The sequence below is a fragment of the Lelliottia nimipressuralis genome, assembly GCF_004115925.1.
GTDB lineage: Bacteria > Pseudomonadota > Gammaproteobacteria > Enterobacterales > Enterobacteriaceae > Enterobacter > Enterobacter nimipressuralis.
Genome location: NZ_SDDX01000001.1, coordinates 55,053 through 75,462 on the forward strand (window position 1 = coordinate 55,053; position 20,410 = coordinate 75,462).

Consider the following 20,410-nt stretch of genomic DNA (forward strand, 5'->3'; position numbering starts at 1 on the left):
TTTGCGTAATCTAAGCGAAGTTTTTATCTAAGAGGCTGCACTGCTATGGATTTACAGGTCGTTCCAACACTGGATACGTTACGTCAATGGCTCGACGATGCAGGCATCACCTATTTTGAGTGTGATTCCTGTCAGGCGTTGCACCTGCCACATATGCAAAATTTCGACGGCGTGTTTGATGCCAAAATCGATCTGATTAACGACGTTGTGCTTTTCTCGGCGCTGGCGGAGGTCAAGCCCTCGGCATTACTGGCGTTGGCGTCTGATTTGTCGGCTATTAATGCCGGTTCTTTGACGGTGAAAGCATTTCTCGACATACAGGACGATAATCTGCCAAAGCTGGTGGTTTGCCAGTCTTTATTCGCTGGGGCAGGGGTGTCGTTTAAGCAGTTTGCCTGGTTTATGCGCCAGAGCGAAGAGCAGATTTCCATGGTCATGCTGGAAGCCAGCGCGCACCATTTACTCTTTACCACGGAAGAGGAAATGGAGAATAACGATTCACGCGAATCGTTCCTGCACTAAGCCTTTCCGACCTGCACGCAGTCGCTGCCATGGCGGCTGCGCATCACAAAATTTTCCTCTGGCTGTAACCTTTCTTTAAAGAATTATTCACCTCACCGCAGGCCATTTCGGCTTATCACATAGACAGATCCTGCATAAAAAATTGATAAAAGGCGTTTTTTAATCTGGGCTATAGCCTGGGGCACGGGCTACAGTTATTCTTGCGGAGCTTAAAAAAGCGAGCAAAAACTGCCAAAAGAATTTTTCTTTTGCGTCAGGCAGAGCGACAAAGTATGCATGATTCTTGCATATCACCAATTGCATGGTTGTAGTTCGTTTGTTAACAACAGTTAACGAGCTTTCATAAGGAATAACGATATGATCGCCTTGAATAAAAAATGGTTATCGGGTCTGGTTGCGGGTGCTCTGATGGCTGTCTCTGCCGGCACGCTCGCTGCGGAACAAAAAACGCTGCATGTCTATAACTGGTCTGATTATATCGCGCCGGACACGGTTGCGAATTTCGAAAAAGAGACCGGGATTAAAGTGGTTTACGACGTCTTCGACTCTAACGAAGTGCTGGAAGGCAAACTGATGGCAGGTAGCACCGGCTTCGACCTGGTCGTGCCGTCAGCCAGCTTCCTTGAGCGTCAGCTCACCGCGGGCGTGTTCCAGCCGCTGGACAAAAGCAAACTGCCGAACTGGAAAAACCTCGATCCTGAGCTGCTGAAGCTTATCGCCAAACATGACCCGGAAAACAAATTCGCCATGCCGTACATGTGGGCGACCACCGGCATTGGCTATAACGTCGACAAAGTGAAAAAAGCGCTGGGTGCGGATGCGCCGGTGAACAGCTGGGATCTGGTGCTGAAACCAGAAAACCTCGAAAAACTGAAAAGCTGCGGCGTCTCCTTCCTTGATGCGCCTGAAGAGGTGTTCGCCACCGTGCTGAACTACCTCGGCAAAGATCCGAACAGTACCAAAGCCGATGATTACACCGGCCCGGCGACGGATCTGCTGCTGAAGCTGCGTCCAAACATTCGTTACTTCCACTCCTCCCAGTACATTAACGATCTCGCCAACGGTGACATCTGCGTGGCGATTGGCTGGGCGGGTGACGTCTGGCAGGCGGCGAATCGCGCGAAAGAAGCCAAAAACGGCGTGAACATCTCCTATTCGATTCCTAAAGAGGGGGCGATGGCCTTCTTCGACGTCTTCGCGATGCCTGCGGATGCGAAAAACAAAGACGAAGCCTATCAGTTCCTTAACTATCTGCTGCGTCCGGACGTGATTGCGCATATCTCTGACCACGTCTTCTACGCCAACGCCAACAAAGAAGCGACACCGCTGGTGAGCGCGGAAGTGCGTGATAATCCGGGGATTTACCCACCGGCTGACGTGCGCGCCAAAATGTTCACTCTGAAAGTGCAGGATCCGAAAATCGACCGCGTGCGTACCCGCGCGTGGACGAAGGTGAAAAGCGGTAAATAACAGCGGTTATGCAGGCCGGGCACGCGTTGCGCTGCCCGGCAAAACGCACCGTTCGGGTGCGTTTGCACTATTTTAGATTTCTGCCGGAGAGCACCCCGTGAATGAAACCATCCCCCGCCCGCAGGCGAAAACCCGTAAAGCGCTGACTCCGCTCCTCGAAGTCCGTAATCTGACCAAATCGTTCGACGGCCAGCACGCCGTGGATGACGTCAGTCTGACGATTTATAAAGGCGAAATTTTTGCGCTGCTTGGCGCATCAGGCTGCGGGAAATCCACGCTGCTGCGCATGCTGGCCGGATTTGAACAACCGACGTCCGGACAAATTATGCTGGATGGTGTCGATCTCTCCCGCGTTCCACCTTATGAACGCCCGATCAATATGATGTTCCAGTCCTACGCGCTGTTTCCCCACATGACGGTGGAGCAGAACATTGCCTTTGGCCTCAAGCAGGACAAGCTGCCGAAAGCGGAAATCGCCGCGCGCGTGGCGGAAATGCTGAGCCTGGTGCACATGCAGGAGTTTGCGAAACGTAAGCCGCATCAGCTTTCCGGCGGCCAGCGTCAGCGCGTGGCGCTGGCGAGAAGTCTGGCAAAACGCCCGAAACTGTTGCTCCTCGACGAACCGATGGGGGCGCTCGATAAAAAACTGCGCGACCGCATGCAGCTCGAAGTGGTGGATATCCTTGAGCGCGTCGGCGCGACCTGCGTGATGGTCACCCACGATCAGGAAGAGGCGATGACCATGGCCGGACGCATCGCGATCATGAATCGCGGCAAGTTCGTGCAAATCGGCGAGCCGGAAGAGATTTATGAGCATCCGACCACCCGCTACAGCGCCGAGTTTATTGGCTCGGTCAACGTCTTCGAAGGGCTGCTGAAGGATCGTCAGGAGGACGGCCTGGTGATTGACTCGCCGGGGCTGGTGCATCCGCTCAAAGTCGATCCGGACGCGTCGATTGTCGACAACGTCCCGGTCTACGTGGCGCTGCGCCCGGAAAAAATCATGCTCTGTGAAGAGCCGCCTGCGGATGGCTATAACTTTGCCGTCGGCGAAGTGGTCCATATTGCCTATCTGGGCGATCTCTCGATCTATCACGTGCGCCTCAAAAGCGGGCAGATGATCAGCGCCCAGTTGCAGAATGAACACCGCTACCGTAAGGGGCTGCCGACCTGGGGCGACGAAGTTCGCCTGTGCTGGGATGCGGACAGCTGCGTTGTGCTGACGGTATAAGGAGTGGCCATGAATACACTTGAACCACCGGCCCGCGTGCAAAAATCGGGCGGTTTCGCGCAGTGGCTGACGCGCATGCAGATGGCGCATGGTCGTAAGCTGGTGATTGCCATGCCGTACGTATGGCTGATCCTGCTGTTCCTGCTGCCGTTTTTGATCGTCTTTAAAATCAGCCTCGCGGAGATGGCGCGCGCGATCCCGCCGTACACCAATCTGATGGAGTGGGCCGACGGCCAGCTGTCGATCACCCTTAATCTCGGGAATTTTCTTCAGCTCACAGACGATCCGCTCTATTTTGAAGCTTATCTGCAGTCGCTGCAGGTGGCGGCGATCTCGACGATCTGCTGTCTGGCGATGGGCTATCCGCTCGCCTGGGCGGTGGCGCACAGCAAACCCTCGACGCGGAACATTCTGCTGCTGCTGGTGATTTTGCCGTCGTGGACATCGTTCCTGATCCGCGTGTATGCCTGGATGGGCATTCTGAAAAACAACGGGGTGCTGAATAATGTCCTGATGTGGCTCGGCGTTATCGATCAGCCGCTGACGATTTTGCACACCAATCTGGCGGTCTATATCGGGATTGTGTACGCCTATCTGCCGTTTATGGTGCTGCCGATTTACACGGCGCTGACGCGGATTGACTACTCACTGGTGGAAGCTTCGCTGGATCTCGGCGCGCGTCCGCTGAAAACCTTCTTCCAGGTGATTGTGCCGCTGACCAAAGGCGGGATTATTGCGGGGTCTATGCTGGTCTTTATTCCGGCGGTGGGCGAGTTCGTGATCCCGGAACTGCTGGGCGGCCCGGACAGCATCATGATTGGCCGCGTGCTGTGGCAGGAGTTCTTCAATAACCGCGACTGGCCGGTGGCATCAGCGGTGGCGATTGTGATGTTGCTTCTGCTGATCGTGCCGATCATGTGGTTCCACAAACATCAGCAAAAACAGATGGGAGATCACGGATGAACAACTTACCGGTGGTGCGCTCCCCGTGGCGAATTGTGATTCTGGTGCTAGGCTTTACCTTCCTCTACGCGCCGATGCTGATGCTGGTCATCTACTCATTTAACAGCTCCAAACTGGTGACAGTCTGGGCGGGCTGGTCGACGCGCTGGTACGGGGAACTGTTCCGCGACGACGCGATGATGAGCGCGGTGGGGCTGAGTCTGACCATCGCCGCCTGTGCGGCGACCATGGCGTCGATTCTCGGCACGATTGCAGCGATGGTGATGGTGCGTTTTGGTCGCTTCCGTGGCTCGAACGGCTTTGCCTTTATGATCACCGCGCCGCTGGTCATGCCTGATGTGATTACCGGTCTGTCGCTGCTGCTGCTGTTTGTCGCGCTGGCGCACGCCATCGGCTGGCCGGCAGATCGCGGCATGCTGACGATCTGGCTGGCGCATGTAACTTTCTGTACCGCCTATGTGGCTGTGGTGATTTCGTCCCGCCTGCGCGAACTGGATCACTCCATCGAAGAGGCGGCGATGGATCTCGGCGCAACGCCGCTGAAGGTCTTCTTCATCATTACGCTTCCGATGATCATGCCTGCGGTGATTTCCGGCTGGCTGCTGGCGTTTACCCTGTCTCTGGACGATCTGGTGATCGCCAGCTTCGTCTCCGGGCCTGGGGCGACCACGCTGCCGATGCTGGTCTTCTCCAGCGTGCGAATGGGCGTTAACCCGGAGATCAACGCCCTGGCGTCGATCATCCTCGGTGTGGTGGGTATTGTCGGTTTTATCGCCTGGTATCTGATGGCGCGGGCGGAAAAACAGCGTGTGCGTGATATCCAGCGTGCAAGACGCGGCTGAAGCATTTAAAATTCTCAATGAAGTGCCGCGCCTGTCGCGGCACTGTTTTTCAGGGAAGTAAAAACATTGGGACTGTTTACCAAATCACGACATTCGCATGCGCGCCTCAATGTACCTGCACTGGTGCAGGTAGCTGCGCTCGCCATTATTCTGATTCGCTGCCTGGATTTGCTGATGGTGTTTAACATGCTCGGCGTGCGGGGCGTGGTCGAGTTTATCCATCGCAGCGTGCAGACATGGAATCTGACGCTGGTCTTTTTCGCAAGCCTGGTGCTGGTGTTCGTCGAGATTTACTGTGCCTTTTCCCTGGCGAAAGGGCGTAACTGGGCGCGCTGGGTCTACTTGCTGACTCAGGTGATCGCCACGGGGTATTTGTGGGCCGCCTCGATTGGATACGGCTACCCTGAGCTGTTCAGTATTGCCGGGGAGTCGAAACGGGAAATTTTCCGTTCACTGGTGATGCAGAAATTGCCTGATCTGTTGGTACTGTTCCTGCTGTTTGTCCCGGCATCCAGCCGACGGTTCTTCCGCCTGCAATAATGTGTATAATCGCTGCCCTCGCGAACAATGAGGTTTTCCTATGCAGTGCGCACTTTATGACGCCGGTCGCTGCCGCTCCTGTCAGTGGATAGAACAGCCGGTTTCCCAGCAACTTACCGCCAAAATGGCCGATCTCCAGCAGCTGCTTGCTGAACATCCGGTCGCGGAGTGGTGCGCGCCCGTCAGTGGACCGGAGCAGGGCTTTCGCAATAAAGCCAAAATGGTGGTCAGCGGTAGCGTCGAAAGGCCGCTGCTCGGCATGCTGCATCGCGACGGTACGCCGGAAGATCTCACGGAATGTCCGCTCTATCCCGCCTCCTTTGAGCCGGTGTTTGCCGCGCTGAAACCCTTTATCGCCCGCGCCGGTTTGACGCCTTACAACGTCGCCCGCCAGCGCGGTGAGCTGAAATATCTCCTGCTGACGGAAAGCCAGCTCGACGGTGGGATGATGCTGCGCTTCGTGCTGCGCTCTGAAACCAAGCTTGAACAACTGCGCGCAGCGCTCCCCTGGCTGCAACAGCAGCTGCCGCAGCTGAAGCTGATTACCGCGAACATTCAGCCGGTGCATATGGCGATCATGGAAGGGGAGAAAGAGATCTTCTTCACTGAACAGCAGGCGCTGGCTGAGAATTTCAACGGCGTGCCGTTGTGGATCCGCCCACACAGTTTCTTCCAGACCAACCCGGTGGTTGCCAGCCGACTGTACGCCACGGCGCGTGACTGGGTGCAGGCGTTAAATATCGATCACATGTGGGATCTCTTCTGCGGGGTTGGCGGGTTTGGCCTGCACTGTGCGACGCCGAACATGAAATTGACCGGGATCGAGATCTCCGCCGAGGCGATTGCCTGCGCGAAGCAGTCTGCCGCCGAGCTGGGCTTAACGGATCTCCATTTCCAGGCGCTGGACTCCACGCAGTTTGCCACGGGGCAGGGCAGCGTCCCGGACCTGGTGCTGGTGAACCCTCCGCGTCGCGGCATCGGTAAAGCTCTCTGCGAATACCTGAGCCAGATGGCGCCAAAATCCCTTATCTACTCCAGCTGCAACGCGCAGACCATGGCCAAAGATATCGCGATGCTGTCGGGCTATCGTGTCGAGCGGGTACAGCTTTTCGATATGTTCCCGCATACGGCGCACTATGAAGTGTTGACGCTGCTGACTCGCAGATAAAAAAGATAAGTCGGGTCAGCGCAGCGCCGCCCGACCCCCTCCCGCACAATCTTCAACAAAATGTGAACTCTTCCACGCCCTAAAATCAGGTAAGCTTGAACTATTCACGATGAAGTAAGGCTTACCGATGAAGCACATCCTGCTGGTGGAAGACGACAGCGATATCGCGTCACTGCTGCGATTAAACCTCGAAGACGAAGGCTATGCGATCACGCACGAAGCGGACGGCGCGCGGGCATTGCAGTTGCTCGACCGCACCCACTGGGACGCGGTGATCCTCGATCTGATGCTCCCGAACGTGGACGGCCTGGAGATCTGCCGCCGCATCCGCCAGCTTACCCGCTATCTGCCGATTATCATCATCAGCGCCCGCAGCAGTGAAACCGACCGCATCACCGGGCTTGAAACCGGCGCCGACGATTACCTGGCCAAACCCTTCTCCGTCCAGGAGCTGATCGCCCGTATCAAAGCCCTGTTTCGCCGCCAGCAGGCGATGGGGCAGGCGCAGACCAGCGGCACGATTGTCGCGCACGGGCTAACGCTCGATCCGCTCGCCCGCAGCGTGCGTCTGCACGGCAAAGAGGTGGATCTCACGCCACGCGAATTCGAGTTGCTCTGGTTTTTTGCCCGTCACCCCGGCGAGGTCTTTTCGCGGCTCGCGCTGCTGGAACAGGTCTGGGGTTATCAGCACGAAGGCTACGAGCACACCGTTAACACCCACATTAACCGCCTGCGGATCAAAATCGAAAAAGATGCCGCCGAGCCGGAAATTATTCGCACCGTCTGGGGCAAAGGGTACAAATTTGCGGAACTGAACCATGATGCGACGTCTTAGCCTCAGTCAGCGGCTGACGCTGCTGTTTATCCTGCTGCTGATCCTCTGTGCCACCGTGGCCTGTGTGGTGCAGCTCTACGCCAGCAAACAGTACGGTAACGCCATGGTGCAGCGTCTTTCCAGCAGTCTGGCGCAGCAGATCCTTCAGCGCGAGCCGGTGCTGGACGCCGAAGGGGGCGTTGATCGCAGCCGCCTGAAACCGCTGTTTGATCGGCTGATGACCTTTAATCCCAGCGTTGAACTGTACGTGATCTCACCCGATGGCGATCTGCTGGCCGACGCCGCACCGCCGGGCCATATTAAGCGGCAAAAAATCGCCATCGCGCCGCTGCAAACCTCTCTTAGTGGCACCAGCTGGCCGGTGTACGGTGACGATCCGCGCAGCCTGGATAAACAGAAAGTGTTTAGCGTAACGCCGCTGCGCCAGGACGGGGAGCTGCGCGGCTATCTGTATATTATCCTGCAGGGCGAGGAGTTTAACGCTCTGGCGGATATGGCGTGGCACAAGACGCTCTGGAGCACGGTAATGTGGTCTCTGCTGCTGGTGGCGGGCTTTGCCCTGCTGGCGGGAGGACTGGTCTGGTACTGGGTCACGCGGCCGGTAAAAAGGGTGACGGCGGAAGTGTCCGGACTGGAGCAGGACAGTATCAGCGCCATTAAACAGCTGGCAGCGCAAACGCCGGTGCCAGGCTCGGCGGATGAAGTGACGCAACTGCGTAATACGTTTATCGAGCTGGCGCGCCAGATCACCGCGCAGTGGGACCGGCTGGCCGACAGCGACCGGCAGCGCCGGGAATTTATCGCCAATATCTCTCACGATTTACGCACGCCGCTGACGTCATTGCTGGGCTATCTGGAAACCCTGTCGCTGAAATCCGCCACCCTGAGCGCCGCGCAGCATCAGCAGTATCTGGCGACGGCCCTCAGACAGGGGCAAAAAGTGCGTCATCTCTCGCAGCAGCTGTTTGAGCTGGCCCGGCTGGAGCACGGCGGCATCAAGCCGCAGCGCGAGCGTTTTGCGATGGCGGAACTGATCTCTGACGTGGCACAAAAATTCGAACTGACCGCCCAGACGCGCCAGCTTCGGCTGCATATCGACGTGCCGGGGCCGCTGCCGCTGGTGTTTGCCGATGTGTCGATGATCGAGCGGGTAGTGACGAATCTGCTGGATAACGCCGTGCGTCATACACCGTCGGGCGGCGATATCCGGCTCTCCGTGTGGCAGGAGAACGAACAGCTGCAGGTAGAAGTGACCGACAGCGGGCCGGGCATTGAGGCGTCGTTGCGCGAAGAATTGTTCCAGCGTCCCTCGGCGTTAAGCCAACAGGCGTCGCGGGAGAATCGCGGTGGGTTAGGGCTGTTAATCGTGAAAAAGATGCTGGAGCTACATGGGGGCGGGATCAGTCTGCTGGATTCTGAACCGGGGGCGACATTCCGCTTTTTTGTGCCGCTTTAAGAAAAACCGGGCGGCGCAACCGCCACCCGGCAATATCATTTTAAAATTACTGCGGGAACCACTGGTCGCTAATTTTCTGGTAAGTCCCGTCAGTTTTAATCGCTTTCAGCGCGCCGTTCAGTTTTTCCAGCAGGGCTTTGTTATCCGGTCGTACAGCGATACCCAGACCGGTGCCGAAATACTGCGGATCGGTCACTTTCTCGGTCGCGGTACCCAGCTGTGGATTGGTTTTCAGCCACTCGTTCACCACCGCCGTATCGCCAAAGACCCCGTCAATACGGCCATTTTTCAGGTCGATGATCGCGTTCTGGTAGCTGTCATAGGCCACGGTTTTCACTTCCGGATGCTTATCCTGCAGGTATTTCTGGTGCGTGGTGCCGTTTTCCATCCCGATGCGTTTGCCTTTCAGCTGATCAAAAGAGGTGTAAGCCCCTTTCTTCGCAATCACCACAGCGGAGTTGGCGTAGTACGGGTCGGTAAAGGAGACCTGCTTGCTACGCTCTGGCGTGATGTCCATACCGGAAATCACCGCGTCATATTTTTTGAATTTCAGAGACGGGATCAGGCTGTCGAACGCGTGGTTAGTGAATGTGCAGTCGGCCTGCATCTGTTTGCACAGCGCTTTGGCGAGGTCGATATCAAAACCCACGATCTGGTTGCTGGCATCCAGCGATTCGAACGGCGGATAGGTCGCTGAAACGCCGAAATTGATTTTATCTGCAGCCGATGCGCCTGCGGCGAATGTTGCCAGTAATGCAGCCAGAACTAACTTTTTCATTTGAATGCTCCCGTCTGTCAATCTTGTCATTATGCGCCGTGTCTGCGGCATGGATGTACAATGCCAGTTAATGAATTTGTATGCAATATTTATGATTAAGTATTTTTTTTTGAAATAAAAAAACGGGCAGTCGTTAGACTTACCCGTTTTCGTGATGCAGTGATTATGCAGTTAGTTTCGACGCTCAAAGGCCAGCGCTTTGTTCTCGATAAGACGCATCAGCAGGGTCAGCAGGCCGTTCACCACCAGGTAAACCAGACCGGCTGCGCCAAAGACCATCACATCATAGGTGCGTCCGTACAATAGCTGGCCGTGGCCCATGACTTCCATCAGCGTAATGGTGTAAGCCAGAGAGGTACTTTTAAACACCAGCACCACTTCGTTGGAGTAGGAAGAGAGCGCGCGTTTGAACGCATATGGCAGCAGGATCGCCAGCGTGTCTTTCTTGCTCATGCCCAGCGCCCCGCAGGACTGCCACTGGCCTTCCGGAATGGCGCGAATCGCACCATAAAACAGTTGAGTGGTATACGCCGCGCTGTTCAGGGAGAGCGCAATCAGCGCGCACAGCCAGGGTTCAGACAGCAGATGCCAGATAACAGGGTAGTTCTGCAGCGACGGGAACTGGCCCGGTCCGTAGTAAATCAGGAAGATCTGCACCAGCAGCGGCGTACCGGTAAACAGTGTGATATAGGCGCGAACCACCCACACCAGCACCGGCGTTTTCAGCGTCAGAACGATGGTGAAAAAGAGGGCCAGAATCAGCGCCACCACGATAGATGCCACGGTCAGCGTCAGGCTGGTGTGCAGCCCTTTCATCAGCTCAGGTAAATACTCAAGCATCAGCCTGGTCTCCGTTCAAAACGCGTTGCGCGCAGATCAATACGTTTGAGAACGTATTGGCTCAGCAACGTGATCACCAGGTAGATAGCCGCCGCAACGATATACCAGGTGAAAGGCTCCTGGGTGCGGGTGGCGATGCTTTTAGTTTGCAGCATTAAATCGTTCACACTAATCAGGCTCACCAGCGCGGTGTCTTTCAACAGCACCAGCCACTGGTTGCCCAAACCCGGCAGGGCATGCCGCCACATCTGCGGCATCACCAGGCGGAAGAAAATGGCGGCTTTCGATAAGCCCAGCGCCTGGCCGGATTCCCACTGACCCACGGGCACCGCTTTCAGCGCGCCGCGCAGCGTCTGGGACGCATAGGCGGAGTAGAGCAGAGAAAGGGCAATCACGCCGCACAGGAACGGGCTGACGTCAAAGTTTTCAATCTGCATCTGCACCGGGATCTGCGCAAAGCCGAGGTTAAGGGTAAAGCCGTCCGACAGCGTTAGCAGCAGCTGTGAGGAGCCGAAATAGATAAACAGAACCACCAGGATTTCCGGCAGCCCGCGCAGAACCGTCACCAGCGCTGAGCCCGCCCATGCGACCGGGCGCCATTTGGCTGACTCCCACACCGCAAAGAACATCGCCAGCACAAGGCCGATAATGAGTGCGCAAACGGCAAGGCCGACGGTCATCCCGGCGGCACTTGCTAAAGGAAAAATTTCGTTCATCAGATCTTACTTCTGGAACCATTTGGAATAGATGGTTTCGTACGTGCCGTCTTTTTTCACTTTATCCAGCGCAGTATTGAGCTTCTGCTGCAGGTGAGTGTTGCCCTGACGAACAGCGATGCCCAGACCGGTACCGAAGTAATCTTTGTCCGTCACTTTGTCACCGATAGCGGCCAGTTTCGGATCGGCTTTCAGCCACTCGGTGACCACGGCAGTGTCACCGAATACGGCATCAATACGACCATTCTGCATATCCAGCTTGGCGTTCATGTAGCTGTCGTAAGGCACAACGGTGATTTCCGGGTGCTTATCGGTGATGAATTTCTGGTGCGTAGAGCCGTTCTGCATACCGACTTTTTTGCCTTTCAGCGCGGCGATATCCGCAATTTTGCCTTTCTGACCGACGAACAGGGCCGAGTTTTCATAGTACGGCTGAGTGAACAGCACCTGTTTTTCACGTTCTGGCGTGATGTCCATTCCGGAAATCACCGCGTCGAAACGACGGAACTTCAGGCTTGGGATCAGGCTGTCGAACGCCTGGTTGGTAAAGGTGCAGGTGGCGTCGATCTCTTTACACAGCGCGTTCGCCAGATCCACATCGAAGCCCACGATCTTATTGCTGGCATCCATGGATTCAAACGGAGGGTAAGACGCTTCCATGGCAAAACGAATCGTCTGTGCTGCGGTAGCGGAAAGGCTGACGCTGGCAAGCAGCGCGGCAATCAGTACTTTTTTCATTGTCATTTTCCCTAACACATCAGTGAGATAAATAGTTTTTAAAGGCGTCGGTTTGCGGGGCGGTAAAGCAGCTCGCATCACCTTGTTCAACAATATGACCGTTTTCCATGTACACCACGCGGCTGGCGGTTTTGCGCGCCACTTCCACTTCATGGGTCACAATCACCTGTGTGATATTGGTTTCGGCCAGCTCGCGGATGATGCTGACGATCTGGGCGGTAATTTCCGGGTCCAGCGCGGCGGTAGGCTCATCGAACAGCAGTACCTGCGGCTCCATCATCAGCGCACGGGCAATGGCGACACGCTGTTGCTGTCCACCGGACAGGTGCAGCGGATAGCGATCGCTGTAAGGTTTTAAGCGCAGACGTTCGAGCAGCTTTTCAGCGCGGGCGAGGGCCTGATCTTTGCTTAAACCCAGCACGCGGCAGGGCGCTTCAATCAGGTTTTGCTGCACGGTGAGGTGCGGCCAGAGATTGTATTGCTGAAACACCATGCCGACGTTCTGACGCAGATCGCGGATCGCTTTATCAGAAGGGGCTTTGGCGAAATCGAAATGATTTCCGGCAATCGCGAGCGTGCCGGAACGTGGCATTTCAAGCAGATTGAGGACGCGCAGCAGTGAGCTTTTGCCCGCACCGCTTGGGCCGAGCAAAACCAGCGTTTCGCCCTCTGGGCAGTTCAGCGTGATGTCGAACAGCGCCTGGTGTGCGCCGTAGAAGCAGTTAATGCCGTTTAGTTGAATACTCATCGGGGCAGTCTTTACTCATCCAGGCAATCTATAGCAATTGAGGCCGCAGATAGTACCGTTGACAGAATAGTTATGCAATATTTATGCGTTAAAAGTTAAATATAAACCGTATTCACGTTTAAACATAGCACAAAATAGCGAAGGGCATAGGGGGTGAGAATAAATGTCGGCATTCCTCTCGAAATGCCGCACATTTTACGGGGGAAACTTTTTTGAACTAACGATTCTCTATCGACTGGCGAAGCGTACCGGCAGGGGCGTGGACGCTGCCGCCGATGTAGCGCACGTCGTCGATGGCCCAGCACTGGCCCTCACGGATCATCAGCACTTCATCCTGCCAGGTCTGGCTGCCTTGCGTCAGTTTGACTCGCAGCGGGATGTTGCGCGCATCGGTGTTCGGGATGGTAGAGGCGCTGGAGACGTCTGCGCGGTCAGGCAGCGTGGTGCGGCTGGAGAACGGATCGGATTTCAGCAGCGCGTTGTGCTGCGGATCGCGCGAGGCATCGTTAAGCAGTTTCGCCAGGTTGTCACTCAGGTACGGGCGCAGAGCGGTGAGATCGCTGCTGCGATGCGAAATGCGGTAATCATAGAACTGTTGAGCCACGGCATCCGGGCCGCCGTCAATGCACGGACCGCTGCGTGTCCCGATATCCTTAAAAGCCGGTGTCACCGTGGTGGTGCAGGCGCTGAGCAGCAGCGCGCACGGCACTAAAAGCGTCAAAGCAGAATAGCGCATGTTGATTTCCTTAATGATTAACTATCCTTTCAATAATAGCGTAACGAACCGATAATGCGGCTGAGTTAATCCGCTAACGCATTGAACGTTAAATAATCGTCATACTTCCGCATGCCGATGCATTTAACGCGTTCGTTCACCCGTTCACTGACTCACGTCAGCTACGGGGGATTCTCTCACGTGCTGCCTTGTGACTACGTGACTATTTTGAGTATTGAAGGAGATAAACATGCAATTTTCCACCACCCCGACTCTGGAAGGACAGCCGATTGTCGAGTATTGCGGCGTTGTCACCGGTGAAGCCATCCTTGGCGCGAACATCTTCCGCGACTTTTTTGCCGGGATCCGCGATATCGTCGGTGGGCGTTCGGGTGCCTATGAGAAAGAGCTGCGGAAAGCGCGGGAAATCGCGTTTAAAGAGCTGGGCGAGCAGGCCAAATCCCTGGGCGCGGATGCCGTTGTGGGCATTGATATCGACTACGAAACGGTCGGCAAAGACGCCAGCATGCTGATGGTGAGCGTCAGCGGTACGGCGGTGAAAACGCGCCGATGAAACGTTTGTGGTCCACGCTCCTGCTGGCGGTGTTGCTGTCAGGCTGCGCAGAGAAAGGGATTATCGATAAAGGGGCCTACGAGCTGGACACGCGGCATCAGGCGCAGGCGGCGTATCCGCGGATCAAAGTGCTGGTCATTCATTATACCGCCGATGATTTTGACAGCTCACTTGCGACGCTCACGGACAAAAACGTCAGCTCCCACTATCTGATTCCGGCCAGACCGCCTGAGCCGTCCGGCAAACCGCGCATCTGGCAGCTGGTGCCGGAGAAGGATTTAGCCTGGCACGCGGGGATCAGTTTCTGGCGCGGAACGAACCGCATCAACGATACCTCGATTGGTATTGAGCTGGAAAACCGTGGCTGGCAAAAGTCGAACGGCGAGAAAATCTTCACCCCGTTTGAACCGGCGCAAATCGCGGCGCTTATTCCCCTCGCCAAAGACATTATTGCCCGCTACGACATCAAACCGGAAAACGTGGTGGCCCATTCGGATATTGCCCCGCAGCGTAAAGACGATCCCGGCCCGCTGTTTCCCTGGCAGCAGCTGGCACAGCAGGGCATTGGTGCCTGGCCCGATCCCGCCCGCGTGACGTTTTATCTCAACGGAAAGTCGAAGTATGAGCGCGTAGAGACGGCAGCGTTGCTCGACCTGCTGGCGCGCTACGGCTATGACGTGCCGGAGAACAGCACCGAGGCGCAGCAAAAACGGGTGATTATGGTCTTCCAGATGCACTACCGTCCCCAGCTGTGGAACGGCATTGCCGATGCAGAAACGCTGGCGATTGCCAGCGCGTTGTTAGAGAAATACGGCCAGGGATAATTACCGGTGCAGTTTGCCGTGGTCGCGCAGCCAGGCTGCTGTGCGCACGATCCCTTCATCCAGCGTGACGATGGGCTGATAACCCAGCTCGGTTTCAGCGCGCGTGGTATCCAGCGTAAAATCGAAGTTCAGCTTTGACACGCCGTAGTGGGTCAGCGCCGGCTCTTTCGCCGATTTATTGCCAAAGCGCTCCATGCTGCGGGCGATCATGTCCAGCATCGGGTAGGGCACAGAACGAATGCGGCAGTGAATGTTCAGCTCATCGATCAGGCGCTGGACGATGCTACGCAGCGTCTGCGGCTCGCCGTTGGTGATGTTGTAGGCGCGGCCGGACACCAGATGATCGCACTCGGACTGACTGGCCAGCCACATGGCGTGGATCGCGTTCTCGTAGTAGGTCATATCCACCAGCGCATCGCCGCCGCGCGGCAGCAGCACGCTGCCGTAGTGGTGCATCATCTGCGCCAGACGCGGGATAAACACTTTGTCGTGCGGCCCAAACAGGCTCTGTGGACGCAGAACGGTGAAACGGGTGTGCGGGTTTGACTGCGCCAGCAGATCGATCACCTCTTCGCTGGCCGCTTTGCTGCGCGCAAACTCACAGGCGAAACGCGCCGGGCGGAAATCTTCCTGAATATCGCGATGGTGGTGATAATCAAAATAGAGCGACGGGGAGGAGATATGCACAAAGTTGCGTACGCCCCAGGCGACGGCCCATTCACCGAGGCGGCGAGTGGCGCGAACGTTAGCCAGGTCGAACGCCTGCTGCGTTCCCCAGGGAGAGGTAAAGCTGGAGCAGTGCCACAGTGTATCGATTCCGGCGAGCATGACTTTGGCCTGCGAAGACACCAGCTCTGTCAGATCGGCGTGGATGAATTCCGCGCCCATTTTTTGCAGGAGTTTACCCATCGCTTCGTTGCGACCGGTGGCTCTGACGCTGATGCCTTTCTGACGCAAAAACTCGACCGCATTTCGGCCTAAGCCGCTGGTGGCGCCGGTAACCAGTACCTTCATATCTATCCACTGTGTTGAAAAGAATTTCGTGCGCATTCTTCCGTGAATTACGTCACGATGCAATGGGAAAGGTGAAAGAATCAGAGTTTAAATCAGACTTTTTCCGTGATTCCTTCTGCAAGATGCGCAATACGCTTTGCCATCCCCCGGAAGATAAACAGGTGCGCCGGGATCATGAACAGCCAGTAAAACAACCCTGGCATTCCGTGCGGATGCCACCAGGCGCGAACGTCCAGCTCCCGGTGATCGCCTTTGTCTTTTAGGGTAAAGCAGAGTCGGCCCAGACCCGGCGCTTTCATACCAAACAATAGCGCCAGCTGTTTTTCCGGCTCAACGATGATCACCTTCCAGCTGTCCACGCTGTCGCCCGTCTGCAAGTATGGGTGCGCAGGGCGGCCTTTTGCCAGTTTATGCCCGACCAGCAGATCCATCATCCCGCGCGTTTCCCAGAGAATATTGCCAAAGAAATAGCGCTCTTTGCCGCCGATCTGGTTGATCACCTCCCACAGCGCCGCCAGGCTGGCGGTTGTTTTCACCGTGCAACCGGCCTGTTTCGGGTAATAGCCGTATTCTGGCCGCCAGCGGGCAAAGGCCTGAGCGTCATAACCCCAGTCGCTGGAGTTCATCAGCTCCTCTTCTTCTTTGAGGGTGTGGCGTACCGCATCGTCAAAGCGGATCAGATTTTGTGGAATCAGCGCCCGCAGCTCGCGGTCGTCGGCCAGCAGATCGTGCTTCAGCCCCTGAATCAGCGCTTTGGCGGTTGTGGGTGGAACGGAGGTGATGACATTCAAAAACCACACCGAAATCCAGCGGGTCGGGAAGGGGACGGGCACCAGCCAGCGACGACGGCCGCTGACGGTCATAAAGTGTTCGAACTGCTCCTGATAGCTCAGCACCTCTGGCCCGGCGGCTTCCAGCACGCGATGGCTTTCCGTCGGATGATTCAGCAGTTCGACCAGATAGTGCAGCAGGTTTTCCAGCGCAATCGGCGTGGTGCGTGAGCGCACCCAGCGTGGCGGCGTGAGCACCGGCAGGTTATAGACCATATCGCGCATCACTTCGAAGGCGGCAGAACCCGCCCCGACAATAATGCCCGCCCGCAGTTCCGTCAGTGGGATCCCCGCACTACGGAGCATTTCCCCCGTCAGCTGCCTGGCGCGCAGGTGGTCCGATTGCTCGTGTTCAGGAGCCTGTAAGGAACTGAGAAAAATAATCTGCTTTACCGGCGTTTGCAGCAGCGCGTCACGTACGTTCAGCGCCACCTGACGCTCATGGGCGATAAAGTCACCGCCTTCGCCCATGCTGTGTACCAGATAATAGAGCGTATCGACGCCTTCCAGCAGCGTCGGTAGCTCTTTTGGCCAGTTAAGATCCACCGTGTGACAGGTGACGTTGGGCAGCGCGAGTTTTTGCAGCCGTTCCACATTACGTGCCGCCGCCAGCACCTGATGTCCGTGCTGGCTGAGCGCCGTCGTCAGATGCTGACCGATATAACCGCTGGCACCGAGCACCAGAATACGTTGCGGCACGTTGTGCTCCTTAACGCTGTAAAAAGGCCTGCCAGTGTTTTACCACTTCCGCCAGCTGCTCGCGGCTCACGTCGAGATGCATCACCAGACGCACAACCGGCGAGGCGTTCATCAGCACGCCGTGCGCTTTCATATACTCACCCAGCGCCGCCGCGTTCTCTTCGCCAACGCGAACAAACAGCATATTGGTGTCGTGACGCATCACATCCGCGCCGATCTCGCGCAGCTGCGCCGCCATCCATGCCGCGTTATCGTGATCGTCTTGCAGACGGGCAACGTTATGTTTAAGCGCGTACAGCCCCGCTGCCGCCAGAATTCCGGCCTGACGCATGCCGCCGCCGGTCATTTTACGCCAGCGGTTGGCGCGCTTGATATAGTCCGCATTGCCGACCAGCAGTGAGCCGACCGGCGTCCCCAGCCCTTTGGAGAGGCAAATGGTGAACGAATCGCAATACTGGGCGATCTCTTTCAGCTCGCAGCCATACTCGACGACGGCGTTAAAAATACGCGCGCCGTCGACGTGCAGACCCAATTTGCGCTTGCGAGTAAACTCCCATGCGGCCTTCAGATACTCGCGCGGCAGCACTTTGCCGTTGTGGGTATTTTCCAGACTCAGGAGTTTGGTGCGGGCAAAGTGAATATCGTCGGCTTTGATTTTGGCGGCGACTTTGTCTAACGGCAGGGAGCCATCGGGCGCGGCATCAATGGGCTGCGGCTGAATACTGCCGAGCACCGCAGCGCCACCGGCTTCATACAGGTAGTTATGGGCACCCTGGCCGACGATATACTCTTCGCCGCGTTCGCAGTGGCTCAGCAGCGCCACCAGGTTCGCCTGGGTGCCGGTTGGCAGGAACAGCGCCGCCTCTTTACCGCTTAATTCGGCGGCGTAGCGCTGAAGTTCGTTTACGGTGGGATCGTCACCGTAAACGTCATCCCCGACCGGGGCGGCCATCATCTCTTCGAGCATGGCGCGGCTCGGACGGGTTACGGTATCACTGCGCAGGTCTATCATTTCACATCCCTATAGTTTTAAAGGTGATGTGAGATGTTTTACCTGAGCCAGTTGGTTTTTGCCAGTTCGATCACTTCGTCGCCGCGCCCGCTGATAATGGCGCGCAACATATACAGGCTAAAGCCTTTCGCCTGCTCCAGTTTGATCTGCGGCGGGATCGCCAGCTCCTCTTTGGCAACGACCACATCCACCAGCACCGGGCCGTCGATGGAGAAGGCGCGCTGCAGGGCTTCATCCACGTCCGCGGCTTTTTCCACGCGAATACCGGGAATCCCGCAGGCTTCGGCGATCTTCGCGAAATTGGTGTCATGCAATTCGGTGCCGTCCGTCAGATAGCCCCCGGCTTTCATCTCCATCGCCACAAAACCTAACACGCTGTTGTTGAACACCACGATTTTAACCGGGAGTTTCATCTGCACGACGGAGAGGAAATCGCCCATCAGCATGCTGAACCCGCCGTCGCCACACATGGCCACCACCTGACGCTCCGGTGCAGTGGCTTGTGCCCCCAGCGCCTGCGGCATTGCGTTTGCCATCGAGCCGTGGTTGAAAGAACCGATCAGCCGGCGTTTCCCGTTCATTTTCAGATAGCGCGCCGCCCAGACGGTGGGGGTGCCCACGTCGCAGGTAAAGATGGCGTCGTCGCTGGCGAAATGGCTGATCTGCTGCGCAAGGTACTGCGGGTGAATGGCTTTGTCGCTCGGTTTGGCGAGATCGTCCAGCCCTTTGCGCGCGTCACGGTAGTCGGTCAGGGCTTTGTCGAGGAACTTCCGGTCGGTTTTCTCTTCCAGATGCGGCAGCAGGGCGGCAAGCGTGGCTTTGATATCGCCCACCAGCGCCATATCAACCTTACTGTGCGCGCCAATGCTGCCGGGATTGATGTCGATCTGAATGATTTTTGCGTCGCTCGGATAGAACGCCCGGTACGGGAACTGGGTGCCGAGCAGCACCAGGGTGTCGGCGTTCATCATGGTGTGGAACCCGGACGAGAAACCAATCAGGCCGGTCATACCGACATCGTACGGGTTATCGTATTCCACATGCTCTTTGCCGCGCAGCGCGTGAACGATGGGGGCTTTTATTTTCCCGGCAAATTCGACTAACTCTTTATGCGCGCCCGCACAGCCGCTGCCGCACAGCAGCGCGATATTGCTGGAGTAGCGCAGCAGCTGCGCCAGCTTTTTCAGCTCCTCTTCCGCAGGCGTTACCACCGGCTGCGGGGCTTGATACCAGTGGGTGCTGGCCCCTTCGGGCGCGGCTTTGAGCGCGACGTCGCCCGGCAGAACCACCACCGACACGCCGCGGTTGAGGATCGCCTTGCGCATGGCGATCGCCATGACCTGCGGGATCTGCTCCGGTGTGGAAACCAGCTCGCAGTAGTGGCTACATTCACGGAACAGCTCCTGGGGATGCGTCTCCTGAAAATAGCCGCTGCCAATTTCGCTCGACGGAATATGCGCCGCAATCGCCAGTACCGGGACGTGATTACGGTGACAGTCGAAAAGACCGTTAATCAGATGCAGGTTGCCCGGCCCGCACGAACCCGCGCATACCGCCAGCTCGCCCGTCAGCTGCGCTTCCGCGCCTGCGGCAAAGGCCGCCACCTCTTCGTGGCGCGTCGGCATCCAGTCAATGGTGCCCATTCGGTTGAGGCTGTCGCTTAAGCCGTTGAGAGAATCGCCGGTGACGCCCCAGATGCGTTTGACGCCAGCTTGTTCCAGGGTTTTTGCTACGTAGGCCGCTACGGTCTGTTTCATGGTTGTCCATCTCCGTTTTGTGATAACGCTTACAAGCTTAGAAGAAACTGGGCGTTATGCCCGTTTAATCCCCCTGATTAATAGTGAATTTCTTTGTACAACCTTTCGTCATATTCTGATGGCCTACAGGGTGAAAAC

21 protein-coding genes are annotated in these 20,410 nt (G+C 56.7%); 11 read left to right on the forward strand and 10 right to left on the reverse strand.

The genetic code is table 11. From position 1 onward, the window contains the following. Positions 1–45: 45 nt before the first annotated feature. From ETG88_RS00245 to ETG88_RS00285, 9 genes are all read left to right on the forward strand, one after another. The gene (locus ETG88_RS00245) at positions 46–522 is read left to right on the forward strand and encodes a YbjN domain-containing protein (RefSeq protein WP_100777050.1); all 477 of its coding nucleotides are present in this window, start codon (positions 46–48) and stop codon (positions 520–522) included. Between the two features lie 357 nt (positions 523–879). Beyond that, on the forward strand, positions 880–1,992 hold the full coding sequence (potF, locus tag ETG88_RS00250; protein WP_100777049.1) for a spermidine/putrescine ABC transporter substrate-binding protein PotF: 1,113 nt from the start codon (positions 880–882) through the stop codon (positions 1,990–1,992). Between the two features lie 97 nt (positions 1,993–2,089). Then, complete coding sequence (gene potG, locus ETG88_RS00255; RefSeq protein ID WP_100777048.1) at positions 2,090–3,223, forward strand: putrescine ABC transporter ATP-binding subunit PotG; 1,134 nt, start codon at positions 2,090–2,092, stop codon at positions 3,221–3,223. A gap of 9 nt (positions 3,224–3,232) precedes the next feature. After that, positions 3,233–4,186, forward strand: coding sequence for a putrescine ABC transporter permease PotH (gene potH / locus ETG88_RS00260; protein ID WP_100777047.1), 954 nt, complete (start codon positions 3,233–3,235; stop codon positions 4,184–4,186). Continuing rightward, on the forward strand, positions 4,183–5,028 hold the full coding sequence (gene potI, locus ETG88_RS00265; protein WP_100777046.1) for a putrescine ABC transporter permease PotI: 846 nt from the start codon (positions 4,183–4,185) through the stop codon (positions 5,026–5,028). The genes potH and potI overlap by 4 nt, the downstream gene beginning before the upstream one ends. A 42-nt stretch (positions 5,029–5,070) precedes the next feature. Then, a complete protein-coding gene (locus ETG88_RS00270; RefSeq protein WP_228483451.1) occupies positions 5,071–5,568 on the forward strand; it encodes a YbjO family protein in 498 nt (165 codons plus the stop codon). Positions 5,569–5,608: 40 nt separating this feature from the next. Further along, positions 5,609–6,736, forward strand: a complete 1,128-nt coding sequence (gene rlmC, locus ETG88_RS00275) for a 23S rRNA (uracil(747)-C(5))-methyltransferase RlmC (RefSeq protein WP_129034310.1) — start codon at positions 5,609–5,611, stop codon at positions 6,734–6,736. 127 nt (positions 6,737–6,863) lie between these two features. Continuing rightward, complete coding sequence (locus ETG88_RS00280; RefSeq protein WP_100777043.1) at positions 6,864–7,571, forward strand: response regulator transcription factor; 708 nt, start codon at positions 6,864–6,866, stop codon at positions 7,569–7,571. Further along, on the forward strand, positions 7,555–9,027 hold the full coding sequence (locus tag ETG88_RS00285; protein ID WP_129034311.1) for a sensor histidine kinase: 1,473 nt from the start codon (positions 7,555–7,557) through the stop codon (positions 9,025–9,027). Before ETG88_RS00280 ends, ETG88_RS00285 begins: the two co-directional genes overlap by 17 nt. 46 nt (positions 9,028–9,073) lie before the next feature. Here the strand turns inward: ETG88_RS00285 and artJ are convergent, their stop codons facing one another. From artJ to ETG88_RS00315, 6 genes are all read right to left on the reverse strand, one after another. Then, a complete protein-coding gene (gene artJ / locus ETG88_RS00290) occupies positions 9,074–9,805 on the reverse strand; it encodes an arginine ABC transporter substrate-binding protein ArtJ (RefSeq protein ID WP_100777041.1) in 732 nt (243 codons plus the stop codon). 171 nt (positions 9,806–9,976) lie between these two features. Continuing rightward, the gene (gene artM, locus ETG88_RS00295) at positions 9,977–10,645 is read right to left on the reverse strand and encodes an arginine ABC transporter permease ArtM (protein WP_100777040.1); all 669 of its coding nucleotides are present in this window, start codon (positions 10,643–10,645) and stop codon (positions 9,977–9,979) included. Next, positions 10,645–11,361: an arginine ABC transporter permease ArtQ gene (gene artQ, locus ETG88_RS00300; protein WP_100777039.1), complete on the reverse strand. Its 717-nt coding sequence runs from the start codon at positions 11,359–11,361 to the stop codon at positions 10,645–10,647. Before artQ ends, artM begins: the two co-directional genes overlap by 1 nt. A gap of 6 nt (positions 11,362–11,367) precedes the next feature. Continuing rightward, positions 11,368–12,099 carry an arginine ABC transporter substrate-binding protein ArtI gene (gene artI / locus ETG88_RS00305; protein ID WP_129034312.1) on the reverse strand — a complete coding sequence of 244 codons (732 nt, stop codon included), beginning with the start codon at positions 12,097–12,099 and terminating at the stop codon, positions 11,368–11,370. A gap of 19 nt (positions 12,100–12,118) precedes the next feature. Further along, a complete protein-coding gene (artP, locus tag ETG88_RS00310) occupies positions 12,119–12,847 on the reverse strand; it encodes an arginine ABC transporter ATP-binding protein ArtP (RefSeq protein ID WP_100777037.1) in 729 nt (242 codons plus the stop codon). Between the two features lie 217 nt (positions 12,848–13,064). Continuing rightward, complete coding sequence (locus ETG88_RS00315; RefSeq protein WP_100777036.1) at positions 13,065–13,583, reverse strand: lipoprotein; 519 nt, start codon at positions 13,581–13,583, stop codon at positions 13,065–13,067. Positions 13,584–13,812: 229 nt separating this feature from the next. Here ETG88_RS00315 and ETG88_RS00320 point away from each other — a divergent pair, with 229 nt between their 5' ends. Together ETG88_RS00320 and ETG88_RS00325 are read left to right on the forward strand one after the other, a co-directional pair. Further along, positions 13,813–14,136 carry a heavy metal-binding domain-containing protein gene (locus tag ETG88_RS00320; RefSeq protein WP_100777035.1) on the forward strand — a complete coding sequence of 108 codons (324 nt, stop codon included), beginning with the start codon at positions 13,813–13,815 and terminating at the stop codon, positions 14,134–14,136. After that, positions 14,133–14,960, forward strand: coding sequence for an N-acetylmuramoyl-L-alanine amidase (locus ETG88_RS00325; protein WP_129034313.1), 828 nt, complete (start codon positions 14,133–14,135; stop codon positions 14,958–14,960). Before ETG88_RS00320 ends, ETG88_RS00325 begins: the two co-directional genes overlap by 4 nt. Here ETG88_RS00325 and ETG88_RS00330 read toward each other — a convergent pair whose 3' ends face one another. From ETG88_RS00330 to poxB, 4 genes are all read right to left on the reverse strand, one after another. Then, positions 14,961–15,974 carry a 3-beta-hydroxysteroid dehydrogenase gene (locus ETG88_RS00330; protein ID WP_100777033.1) on the reverse strand — a complete coding sequence of 338 codons (1,014 nt, stop codon included), beginning with the start codon at positions 15,972–15,974 and terminating at the stop codon, positions 14,961–14,963. 92 nt (positions 15,975–16,066) lie between these two features. Next, positions 16,067–17,503 carry an SDR family oxidoreductase gene (locus tag ETG88_RS00335; RefSeq protein ID WP_129034314.1) on the reverse strand — a complete coding sequence of 479 codons (1,437 nt, stop codon included), beginning with the start codon at positions 17,501–17,503 and terminating at the stop codon, positions 16,067–16,069. A 10-nt stretch (positions 17,504–17,513) separates the two neighbouring features. Beyond that, positions 17,514–18,515, reverse strand: a complete 1,002-nt coding sequence (gene ltaE / locus ETG88_RS00340; RefSeq protein WP_129034315.1) for a low-specificity L-threonine aldolase — start codon at positions 18,513–18,515, stop codon at positions 17,514–17,516. Between the two features lie 38 nt (positions 18,516–18,553). Next, positions 18,554–20,272 (reverse strand): ubiquinone-dependent pyruvate dehydrogenase, encoded by a 1,719-nt coding sequence (gene poxB / locus ETG88_RS00345; protein ID WP_129034316.1) that lies wholly within the window; start codon positions 20,270–20,272, stop codon positions 18,554–18,556. Between the last annotated feature and the right edge of the window lie 138 nt (positions 20,273–20,410).